A 12635-nucleotide genomic window follows, 5' to 3' on the forward strand; every position below is an offset into this window, starting at 1 on the left:
CTTTACTTCTCACTAATTACTAAGAGCTAATTACTATTCACTAAGTACTATTTACTCACCGAATACTTTTCATTCGCCGTAATCATTTCCCAATTATCGGTTCGGAAAGGTGATGCAGGGAATTTTTCTTTATTGAAAAGATTTATTGCTGTATCATCATCTGCCCATCCGTAATGCACTGCAACTGGATTTTGAACTTTATCGCTAGAAACAATTATTTTGTTGTCTTTGATTATCGATTTCGCGGAATGAAAAACTTTGTCTGAACCTGCAATTTCGAATCCTTTTAATTCATCGTTATTTGGCGTTGATAATCCACTTCCAATGTTATCGAAAGTCAAAATGATTTGATTTCCTTTTATTTCTTGAGACTTATAAGTTGGCCCGTTGTGAACTTGTTTTTTACCGTAAATATTGTTCATCGCAATAGCCGCTAATCGTAAGCCGATGTCTTGCTTGTTTGTTGGATGAATGTCTTTTGCGTTACCAATATCGGTTGTAACAACCATTCCGGTATTTTTCAATTTTAAAGTTTCAGATTGTGCTTCGCGAAGTTCTGCCCAACGGCTTCCTTTTTGACTGTTGCCGCCAAATTCGTCGAAAGTTGACAATTGAACAAAGTAAAAAGGAAAGTCTCCTTGCTTGAACTTCGTTCTCCAATCGTTGATCATTAACGGAAATGACTTTTTGTATTCTGCTGCTCTCCAAACATTGGCTTCGCCCTGATACCATAAAACGCCCTGCATCGCATAAGGAACCAACGGATTTACCATTGCATTGTACAATAATGAAGGATAACTGTTTGGCGAAATTGCAATTTTTACCTGCACAACATTAAACTTCCAAAGTCCGTCAAGCGGAAGATTTGTGTCTTTAAAATCGATTTTTAAATCAGTTGGATCGCCATAGATGCCGCCGCCGCCGCTGTAATCTGTAATTCTAACTGCTATTACGTTGGTACCTTCTTTCAAGACATTTGCAGGAATTTTATAAACTCGCAGTTTGTCCCAAAGATTATTTGTTCCAACTTCAATTCCGTTTACATAAGTTTTGTCTTCGTCATCAACTTTTGCTAAATGCAAAACAGCTTCTTTTTTGGCTTGTTCTGCTGTTAAAACAATTGTTTTTCTCATCCAGACAATTCCATCGATATTGCCAATCTGCTGATTTTCCCAAAGAGAAGGCACTTTTATTTCCGGCCAGTTTTTATCCTGAAAATTAAGATCTTTAAATTGATTTTCATTTTCCAGAGAAACATCAAAACCTTGCACTTTTTTGAGATTATCTAAAACTAATTTCTTATAAATTTCAAAAACCGAATCAATATCAACCACTGGAACATCTGCAATCATGGCTTTGAATTCTGGGCTGTTTTGAAAAGCTTCACGGCTTGTCCAGGTTTCTACGTTTGTTCCGCCCCAAGAAGTATTGATGATACCGATTGGGATTTTTAATTCTGCATACAATTTTCTAGCAAAATAATAACCCACTGCTGTAAAATTGCCAACCGTTTCTTTGTTGGCTGCTTCCCATTTTCCTTGTTTCAAATCGTCTTTTGGAGTACCACTTAAATCTTGGGCAACACCAAAATGACGAATCATTGGATAATTAGAATCCGCAATTTCTTTTTCGGCATTCATGGTTTTGTAAACCTGAAATTCCATATTAGATTGTCCGCTGCAAATCCAAACTTCACCAACCAAAACATTTTTGATTGTGATTTTATTTTTTCCAATAATGATTAATTCAAATGGTCCACCAGCTTTTTCTGGACTTAAATTTACTGTCCATTTTCCGCTTTTATCCGCTTGTGTTTTTTTAATTTGTTTGTTGAAATGAATTTCTACACTTTCATTTGGATCTGCAAAACCCCAAATTGGAATTTGCTTATCTCTTTGAAGCACCATTCCGTCAGAGAATATTAAAGGCATTCTCACATTAGCATTTGACAAAACACTAATTATCAGAAAAATAAACAGTAAACTCTTTTTCATTTTTTCTAATTTAAATATTTTTAACCCTATAAGTGATATAAGTTATTTTAAGTTTTAGCTTAATATCGTGCTTAAATTTACTTATATCACTTATACTGTTTAACTACATTTTTTACTGTAATCCTTCGATTAAAGCGTTTAAAGCCTGAGTATCAAAAACAGTATTATTGCTTCTATTGAAAATTCCGAAACCGTTGTTTCCCATGCTTCCTTCATCCCAATAAAATGGTAATAATCCGTTTGCTTTTGCTGTTTTTACCACTGTTTTTAAATAATAAGCTCTTGAATTTAAATGTAAAGTCAGAGCGTCTCCCGTTAAAGCTGTTCTTCGGATCGCTCCAAATTCTCCCAATAAAACTGGAATTCCCTTATCTACAAACTGCGTTTTCATTAATTTGAAGTTTTTCTCCAAATCTGCTTCCTCTCCCCAAGTGGCATTTCGTTCTGTATCGGTTGTAGAGTGAAAACCAGTTCCCCAATAATAAAACATTTTACCCCAAGTTTCGTCTTTGGTTAAACCAGCAAAGTTCCAAGGCGAATAATAATGCACTTCGACCATCATTCTGCCAGTTACTTTATCTACTGGCAATGTAGTCATTAATTTGTTTGTTTTTTCGATATCTGTTGTCGGACCTTGAACGACTAAAACACGAGAAGCATTTTTTCCTCCAGTTGAACGAACTGCATCAATAAAAGTTTGGTGGTAAGAAGTTAAAACTGCCATTTGAGCAGCATCTTCAACCGCTGGTTCGTTGGCACTTGCAAAAAGCAAATGCTCGTCGAAACCTCTTAAATGTGTTGCAATTTGTTCCCAAAAGGCTTTTTGTTTGGCGTTGTTTTCTACTTTTTTGGCTTCGGTAATATTGTTTTCCAGCCATCCGCCGTCCCAGTGAATATTAACCAAAACGTACATATCATTATCGACGCAGTATTGCACTACTTCTTTTACTCTGTTCAGCCATTCGGTTTTAATTTTTGCCGTTGAAGCATTTTCTAAATTCTGATTCCAAGAACACGGAATACGGATCGCATTGAAACCTTTTGCTTTTACAGCATCAATCAGCTCTTTAGTAACTTTTGGATTTCCCCAAGCGGTTTCACCTCCAGTTGCTTCCAAAGTATTTCCGATGTTCCATCCGAGTTTAATCTTAGCTGCCAATTCAACTGCTGAACTTCCCATTCCAGAGGCATCTGCTGCAATTGGATTCGTATTATAACTTGGATATAAACCTGCTGTAGCTCCAGCCGCTTGAGAAACGGTAATTTCTGAAGCATTTCCTTCAGTAGAAGTTAATTTCAATACTGCATTTCGTACTGCTGTATCTACATTTTCTGAAGCCGTAATTTTTACAATCGTGCTTCCTGAAGTTCCAACTGCTTGACTTAATTTTATCCAGCTTACAGGATTGCTCAATGTCCAAGTAACGCCAGTAGAATTAATCGTTACATCAATAGTTGTCTCTTTACTTTCAAAATCAATTTTATTTGTGCTCGAACTAAGTGTCTTTATAGATACAGGAGTTGTATCTTCTTTTTCAGAACTACAGGCTAAAACTCCTAAAAAAGCAAAACACAGGGCGAAGCTTAACAGGTAATCTTTAATTGTATTTTTCATCTTATTTGGTTTGGTGGTTAACATCAACGCCAGCTTTAAAAGGGCTGGCGTTAATTATAGTTAGATTTTATCAAAAAAGAACAGTGGTTATTTTACTGTTACTTGAATTTCTTTTTTAATATCTCTTGAAGAAGTTCCAATTTTGATAGTGTATTTTCCTGGCTCAACTGTCCATTTTTTAGATGCAACATCGTAATAAGCCAATTCTTTTACTGGTACTTTAATTGTTACTTTTTCAGAGCCTCCTGCTTTCACAGAAGCTTTTTTGAAACCTTTTAATTCTTGTGCTGCACGGGTAATTTTAGAATCAGATTTAGAAGTATATAGTTGCACTACTTCTTTTCCGTCTACTTTTCCAGTGTTTTTAACCTCAACAGTAACTTCAATTACCTCATTTTGAGCGTAAGATTCTTTATTTGCTTTTGCATTATCAAGCGCAAAAGTTGTATATGATAATCCGTAACCGAAAGGATATAAAGGAGCCACATTTTTAGTGTCAAACCAACGGTATCCAATCAAGATTCCTTCAGCATAATTTACAGTTTTATCTCCAGGGAAACTGTTTGTTGCATGTGCAGGAGAATCTTTTAACTGTTTAGGCATTGTCCAAGGCAATTTTCCTGACGGATTTACTTTTCCTAAAATTACATCTGCCAAAGCATTTCCTCCTTCAGAACCATTAAACCAGCTCCAAACTAAAGCAGAAGATTTTTGGCTTACTTCATTAATATCAAAAGGAGCGCCGGCAATCATAACCACAATAGTTTTAGGGTTAGCTGCAGTAACTTTTCTAATTAATTCTTCTTGTCCGAAAGGCAGGTGCAAATCTCTTCTATCTGAAGCTTCTGTTTCATAATCGCGGTTTGAACCTGCAAAAATGATCGCAACATCAGAATTTTTAGCCGCTTCTACTGCTTCTTGTACTTTTGCATCATCTAATTTATCGATTGTTACGGGCCCTGTAGAAGTAATATTTCCTAAGTTTCCTTTATTTTTTTCATCGTAACGCTCTAAATATCCTTCAGCATAATTGATTTTTATTGATGAAGGCAGTCTATTTTTAAGACCTTCAAGCGGAGTAACTTCTCTTTTTGTTTTGACTCCTGCACCAAATCCGCCTAGAGCATTTTTCTTTGTCGCATTATTTCCAATAACGGCAATAGATTTTACTCCGTCTAGTTTTAATGGCAATGCATTATTATCGTTTTTCAACAACACGATTGCTTCTGCAGCAATTTTGTAAGCATCTTGGTAATGTGCTTCAGTTGCAATGCTTCCTTTGGCACGCTCGCCTCCGCCCATTGCTTTAACTTGGAATAAAACTCTTAAAATTCGTTTTACATGCAGGTCAATTTCTTTTTCAGAAACTTCTCCAGATTTAACTGCGGCAATTAATTTATCGGCTAAGAAAAATTCATTGAAAGGTTTTGGTGTTCCCATTTCAATATCCAAACCATTTTTCAAAGCTTTTGCTGTAGAATGCACCGCTGCCCAATCTGAAACTACGATTCCTTTAAATCCCCATTCATCACGAAGGATTTTATTTAGCATATAATCATTTTCACATAAGTATTCGCCTCTAAATTTATTGTAAGCGCCCATTATACTATATGCTTTCGCTTCTTTTACTGAAGCTTCAAAAGCTGGAAGATAAATTTCACGAAGTGTACGCTCGTCAATTTGTACATCGACAAAATCACGATTGGTTTCCTGATTGTTTGCTGCGTAATGTTTTACACACGCCATTACATCTTTTTCTTGTAAACCAACAATCAACGGCACGGCGATTTTTTTATTCAAAAACGGATCTTCAGACATGTATTCGTATGTTCTTCCTCCAAGCGGTGTTCTCACCATATTGATGGCTGGCGAAAGTAACATGTCTTTGTCTCTGGCACGTAATTCTTCTCCTAAACTGGTTCCAAAAGTATGCGCCATTTCTGCGTTCCAAGTTGCTGCCAAAGCTCCTCCTGCAGGATAATAAGTTGCAAAGTCGTTTGTCCATCCCGCTGGAGCCCAATTGTCGCGTGAAATTTCTTCACGAACTCCTAACGGACCATCGGCCATTTTTAATTCTGGAATTCCTAAACGTTTTACGCCCGCATTAGCAAACATACTGTTCCCGTGAAGCATTCCGATTTTTTCTTCTAATGTCATCTGCGAAATCAGTTTGTCGATTTCTGCATCATGATCTGTGCTTATTTCTTTTCCTACGTATTCTTCTGTCTCTGCTGTATTTGACGCTGTTGTCTGCGCATCATTTTTACAAGAAGTAAACAATGCAAAAACAAGAGCTGCCGAAAGGAATATCATTTTGTTTTTCATAGATAGTTAGGTGTTTTAGATTTAAAGATTTTTGATTCCTCACACATGATCTTTAAATACCGTTAATATTATATGTTTGTGGTTTTTTGTCTATTGTTTTATCAAATTTAGAAAAACAACATCGTTTTCATTGATTTTGAATTCTTTGCTGAACGTTCCTTTTGCATCAATTGTTATTTTTTCTATTGCAATTGGATCGCCGTTATTTTTCTTTTTCATAGCATTTACCTGCTCACGCGTCAACTGACTTGGTTTGTTTAAAGCCAGATAATCGGCATAAACGTCATTTACTTTGTAACCTACTTTATAGATTTCTAAAGTATATTTTCCTTTCTGCATTCCGTCAATTTCAACCTTTACTTTTCCCTTTTCTTTTGATGGAAGATCCTGAACGTAATAGGTTTGATTCCAAACTTTCTCGCCCGGATGTGTATTGGTAAAATCCCAAAGTAAAACTTGTACATCGCCTTTTGCATTTTTAGAAGTCCACGAAGCTTTATCCGAATTTTGAAGTTCTGTTTCTCCCAATTTATTCAAAAATTGATACGAGAAATAAGCTGGCTTTTTAATTCCCTGCGTATTCAACAATCCGAAACCCCCATGAAAAGGCGTAAATCTTGGCCCTGGTTCTTCAAAAATATCTGTAAAAACCCAATACGACATAGAGTTTGCAGCGTTTCCAACTTGTTTTAATTTCTGCAGAATATAAGCCGCAGAATGATAACTGTCGTGAATGGGATCTGCTGGCGTATAAGACGAACTCCACTCTGTGTAATGCAGTTCTAAATTGGGTTTAGCCGAATTGGTAATCTGCTTACGCGAATTAATAACGTCTCCGCTAATACTGTTTTCGTCTGGACTTAAAACGGTTCCAGAAGTCCCGAATTCATCCAAATATCCTTGGTTTACACCATAAGTATGCGTTGAGATAAAATCTAAAGGCACATTGTTTTTAGCACAAAAATCGATTGTTTCGGGAACCCATCCTGCACCTGCTGTTGCTGGTCCGCCCACTTTATAATCTTTGTTTACTGCTTTTACACCGCGCGCTGCGTAATCGTACAATTTGAAATATTCTGCCTGAGTTCCTGTCCAAAAACCTGGAGATAAATTCGGTTCGTTCCAAACTTCAAAATACCATGTTTTTACTTCTTCAACTCCGTAACGTTCTGTAAAATGCTGGGTTAGATTTTTGATTAAATCTTCCCACTTTTTATAATCTTTTGGAGGCGTCACATTTCCTTTCCACCAAAAAATAGTTTCTTTTCCGCTTGCCAATGCATTCGGCATAAAGCCTAATTCAACAAAAGGTTTCATTTTCAGACTCACAATATAATCGAACAAAACGTCTACGTATTGGTAATTGTATTCTGGATTTCCTTTTGAATCTTCACGATAAACGGCCATATCATCAGACAATAAACCATGAAATCGAATGTATTTAAAATCGCATTCTTTTTTAACCAATGCCAACTGCTGTTGCCAGTCGGCTCTCAAACCTTCGTTTGCTCTTCCGGCACCGATGCATTCTTTAAACATGGTGTTTAGTTTTCCAGCCGATTTGTTGTAATCTACTTTTATCGTTCGGTTTTGTGCCATCAAATGGACTGAAGTAATTAAAACTGCTGCTATTAAAAGTTTTTTCATCTGGAAAATGGTTTTTTTATTTTTTGCCACAGATTAATAGGATTCTAAAGGATTTTTCTTTTCTCTCGCAGATTTTGCAGATTCAAATCTTTTTAATCATTTTAATCTGTGGCTAAATATTTTATTTTCTAACAATATGTTAGACGCACTGCAGTGCATCTCTACAAATTATGCGTAATCATTCCGTTACAAAACCCGACAGTTCCGAAGGCTCGGTATAAAAACCTGTCGGGTTTAACTTTTTACTTCTAACATTTAAACTCTAACTCCAATTACAATTTTTTAAATCTTACTGCACCACCGCCAGCTCCGCCTAATTTCAATTGTAACTTATCTGAAGCTTTTACTGTTTTCTTAGAAATTGCTACTGCTTCTGGATTGTGTGTTTGATCTGTTCCTTCAGCATCCACATAAATCTGTGCCTCGTAAGTTGCACTTGGATCTAAAAATGATAATGAAACTTCTACATTTCTTGGTTTTTCATTGGTCAAAGTTCCTAAATACCAGTCAGCGCTGTTTCTGTCTTTTCTCGCTGTTGTGATGTATTCACCAATTTTTCCTTCTAAGATTTTAGTGTCTTCCCAATCTGTTGGAACATCTTTTAGGAATTGTAAAGCTGGTTTTCCTTCGTAGTTTTCTGGAAGATCTGCCAGCATTTGAATTGGAGAATAAATCGTTACATACAATGCTAACTGCTGTCCAACTGTTCCTTGGATTCTTTTTCCTGGGTAACCTTGTTTTACCTCAACATCGAAAATTCCTGGCGTAAAATCCATTGGCCCAGAAAGTAATCTTGTAAATGGAATGATACTTAAATGGTTTGGCGGATTTCCTTCACTCCATGCGTTATATTCTTGTCCGCGTGCTGCTTCTCTCGAAACCATGTTTGGGAAAGTTCTTCTTTCTCCCGTATCTTTTATTGATTCGTGGTATAAAACTGCTAAATCGTACTGTGCTGCTTTTTCTAAAATGTATCTGAAATAATTCACCCCAAATTGTCCGAAGTGCATTTGTTTCATATTCAATTTTGAACCTACGTGACCAATTTTTACTGTGTGAATTCCTAGTTTTTTGTATAAAGCAAAACCTTCGTCAACTTCTTTTAAGTAGTTAATTAAGTTTGAGCCTGTTTCGTGGTATCCAATTAATTCGATATTCTTTTTCTTTCCGTATTCAACTACTTTTTCAAGGTCGAAATTGTCAGCACTTTTGGTGAAGCTGAACATGTGCATACGGTTTTCGTACCAGCCTGGCGTCCATCCTTTATTCCATCCTTCGATCAATAAATGATGGAAACCTTCTTTTGCTGTAAAGTCGATATATTCTTCGGCATGTTTTGTTGTTGCACCTTGTTTGTCGCTTTCCCAAAACGTGTATTTCCCAATGTGCATTCCCCACCAGATTCCTAAATATTTGTATGGTTTGAAATAACTGTTTGTATTTTTTAACTTATTTGGTTCGTTTAAGTTTAACACCAAATATGAAGTGATCAATTCACCTGGGTTTTCTCCGATTTGAATCGTTCTCCAAGAAGAAGTAAAAGTATCTTTTACACGAACTTTTACACCATCTGGCCATGGCACCAAATCCGATTTTAATTCTGTTCCTTTATTGTTTACCAAAGTCATACTTGCAAAATCGATCAAGTTTGCTTCGTGAAAACTTAGAGCCAATCCGCTTTTACTTTCAATTGTCAGTGGAGTTAAAACGGTGTCAAGTGTGCTTACCGGCGCATCTTTAAAAAGATATTCGTCGCGGTTTTCTCTGTTTGCCGGAATCCACCATGCTTTTCCGTCTTCTTTTAAGTTAAAAGTCGTTTTTTCATCCATGATGAAAATACTGTCTTTTACATTTTGTTTTGGATAAACATATCGAAACGCCACTCCATCGTCGAAAGCACGAAACTGAATTTGCAATTTTCTCTTGTTTCCAGTTTTTTGCTGTAAATCAACAACCAACTGATTGTAATTGTTTCTGATATTTTTCTTTTCTCCCCAAACTTGTTCCCAAGTTTCATCAAACGAAGAAGTTTTTGCTCCTTTAATTTCAAAATTTGAACTTAAATCTTCATTTCCTTTTAGTAAAAATCCCATTTCTGATGGTGTGATCACTTCGGTTTTCCCGTGTGAAACAGCATATTTTGGAGCATTTTTTACCAGCTCAAATTTTATTTTATTTTGTCCGTTTGGCGATGCCAGTTCGTAAGCGTTTTTGTTTTTCTGACTGTAGCCAATTGCTACTGAAAACAAAATGGCTGGGAGAATTAGATAGTTTTTCATGTTTTTTGGAATTATATTTTTTTAGCCACGAATTCACGAATTTTATTAATTAATCTTTGGCTAGATTATTTTAAACACATAGACTCATAGTTTATTGGAATCTTAAAAGGCGTTTCACTTTAAATTCACATAGCTATGTGTTGGAAACTAGTTTATTTTTATTCTCTTTTTCAGAAACAAAAAGTCTATGTTTCTATGTGTTTATTTTTTTCGCCACGAATTCACGAATTATACAGATTAAATTCGTGAATTCGTGGCTATAACTTTTTATTTAATCCACTCCGTTTTGAAAGTGGTTTTTCCGTTTAATGGATTTGCAGTTACATCAAAATTGTTTCCGTTTTTGGTCACTTTTATTTCTTGTACTGCATCGCCTTCTGGTAAAAATACTTTAGCCGTTGCCGAAGTTGTTTTATCGCTTGCGTAAACTTTCAATGTCAGTTTGCTCCAATCCATATCTTTTGTAGACTGCGCTAAACCGATGTGTGGAATCGCAGTTCCGTCTTTAATTAAAACTACAATTGGCACTTCGCCAGCTTTAATTTTATGCCATCCTGATTGGTATACTTTTTTAGTTTGATAATCGATCCAAGTTCCTTCTGGAAGATAAACGTCTCTTTCTTCAACCTCTTCAAAAAGCGGTGCAACTAAAATACTTGAACCAAATAAATATTGATTATCTACTAACCAAGCTCCTGGATCGTTTGGATATTCTACAAATAAAGCACGCATCATTGGTAATCCTTTTTGAGAACTTTCTTTTGCCTGAGCATAGATATATGGCATTAATTCGTAACGCATATTATCTGCTTTTCTAAATCCTTCTAAAAACTCTTTGCTGTACAACCAAGGTTCACGCGGAGGCTCTCCGTGGCTTCTTACGTGCGAAGTGAACATTCCGAATGGTGTCCATCTTCTGTAAATATTTTCAGGAGATTTAGTTGCAAATCCTCCAACATCATGACTCCAGAAACTGAAACCAGAAAGACCTAATGAAAGTCCGCCGCGTAATTCTGCCGACATGGCTCCGTTTGAAGTTTCAGAATCTCCTCCCCAATGTAAAGGATAACGCTGCGATCCTGCCCAAGTGCTTCTTGCCCAGATTAAAGTGTATCCTTTTTCTTTCTGAGTAATTTCTGCAACTGCTTTATTGTATCGTAGAGGATATAAATTGTGCTCGTAAAAACCAGTTCTTCCAGAATGGTAAATTCCGTCTGGCGGCGCAGCCTCTCCAAAATCTACTTTGAAAACCGCAACACCTTCATCAAATAATTTTTTCAATTTGCCTTGATACCAAGAAATGGTTTCTGGATTTGAGAAATCTAAAACCGCATCTTCGTAAGGAAGATTCCCTTTTCTATCTCTTACCGCTAAGTTTTTCTCCATGATTTCTGGAAACAAAGTATTCTTTGGCGTGAAATACGGCAATTGCCATAAACAAACTTGGAAACCGTCTTTCTTTAAATCAGACATCATTTTGGTTGCGTCTGGGAAACGAGATTTTGCAAACTCGTAGTTGTTTCTCCAATCTACATCAAACCATCCTGTATCAAAGTGAATTACATCGGTTGGGATCTTGTATTTACGCAAATCTCTTGCTACATCTCTTCCTTCCTTTTCTGAGAAATAAGTAATACGGCTCATCCAGAAACCGAAAGACCAAAGCGGAGGCATGGCAGCTTTTCCAGTCAAATTAGTGTATTGATCTAAAACGTCTTTTGGTTCTCCGATAAAGAAAAATAAATCGGCTTCGTCATCGCCAATGTACATTTCGTTTGCACTTGAGAAATACTTTCCAAAGTCAACTGTAATTGGTGTTGAATGGTGCATGAAAACTCCGTAACCGCGGCTGCTCATGTAAAACGGAATCGGTTTGTACATCGTTTCATTCTGGATTCCGTTCGCGTCATCTGTCCATAAAACTACTTTTTGACCGCGTTTGTTGAATTGTGTGAATGATTCTCCACAACCAAATATTTTTTCGTCTGGTTCTAAGCTGAACGCCGCGCCCATACTTCTTGAATAATCGCTGTTTCTGCGAACGTAAGAAAACGGAAGTGTTGGTGTATACGTATTTTTAAAATCAGTATCATGAAGCGTGCTTGTCAGCATTTTTCCTTTTTCATCGTAAATTTTTACATGCCAAGGTTTTGTCAAAATTTCAACTCTTCCGTGTTTGCTTGTATAACTGTGACCGCCTTCAATTTTAGAATACTTCCATAATTCGGGGTGATTTGGCGCAACGCCGTCAACCAGCATCAATGATTCCTTTTGCGGATGAAATTGCGGTCCAGAAGTTGTTTTGATTCTAACTGTTCTATCGGAAACAAACTGAATTTCAAATGGCAAAACAGGAGATTCTGCATATTCTGTTGTTGGGAATTCGTTTGCTTTTTCCACATCTGGTTTCATCATCATATTGTTGAATGCCTGACGCGTTTTGTAATTGTATCTCAAATATTTGATGGTTCCTTTTCCTGTTGCAGGATCAAAAGAAGCCAATTCGTCTGCGAAATAAAAGGTGTTCAGATAATTCTGAAAATCTTTACTGATATCTATTGGTGCGTTCAGCACATCTGCGTTCTGAATTTGAGCTGAAGCATTTGGAACTGTAAGAAGTGCAAAAACGCAAATCGAAAACAAGGTTTTTAAATGTGATTTTTTCATTAGTTAGTTATTTTTTTTCCACTCCCGATAGTTATCGGGATAAAAGTATTTTTTCTTTTTCTTTCCTCTCGCAGATTGAGCAGATTTAAATCTTTTAATCCTTATAAT

General features: G+C 36.4%; 6 protein-coding genes. All 6 read right to left on the bottom strand.

The window, feature by feature from the left end; all coding sequences use genetic code 11:
- Positions 1-47 precede the first annotated feature (47 nt).
- A complete protein-coding gene (locus M0M44_RS04110) occupies positions 48-1994 on the bottom strand; it encodes a sialate O-acetylesterase (protein ID WP_248728623.1) in 1947 nt (648 codons plus the stop codon).
- Positions 1995-2106: 112 nt separating this feature from the next.
- Positions 2107-3609: a cellulase family glycosylhydrolase gene (locus M0M44_RS04115; protein ID WP_248728624.1), complete on the bottom strand. Its 1503-nt coding sequence runs from the start codon at positions 3607-3609 to the stop codon at positions 2107-2109.
- 87 nt (positions 3610-3696) lie between these two features.
- Complete coding sequence (locus M0M44_RS04120) at positions 3697-5934, bottom strand: glycoside hydrolase family 3 C-terminal domain-containing protein (RefSeq protein ID WP_248728625.1); 2238 nt, start codon at positions 5932-5934, stop codon at positions 3697-3699.
- 90 nt (positions 5935-6024) lie between these two features.
- A complete protein-coding gene (locus M0M44_RS04125; protein ID WP_248728626.1) occupies positions 6025-7581 on the bottom strand; it encodes a GH39 family glycosyl hydrolase in 1557 nt (518 codons plus the stop codon).
- Between the two features lie 272 nt (positions 7582-7853).
- The gene (locus M0M44_RS04130) at positions 7854-9860 is read right to left on the bottom strand and encodes a glycoside hydrolase family 97 protein (protein ID WP_248728627.1); all 2007 of its coding nucleotides are present in this window, start codon (positions 9858-9860) and stop codon (positions 7854-7856) included.
- Between the two features lie 267 nt (positions 9861-10127).
- Entirely contained in the window at positions 10128-12527 is a 2400-nt protein-coding gene (locus M0M44_RS04135; RefSeq protein WP_248728628.1) for a glycoside hydrolase family 31 protein, read from the bottom strand.
- Positions 12528-12635 lie beyond the last annotated feature (108 nt).

The sequence above is a fragment of the Flavobacterium humidisoli genome, from assembly GCF_023272795.1.
GTDB lineage: Bacteria > Bacteroidota > Bacteroidia > Flavobacteriales > Flavobacteriaceae > Flavobacterium > Flavobacterium humidisoli.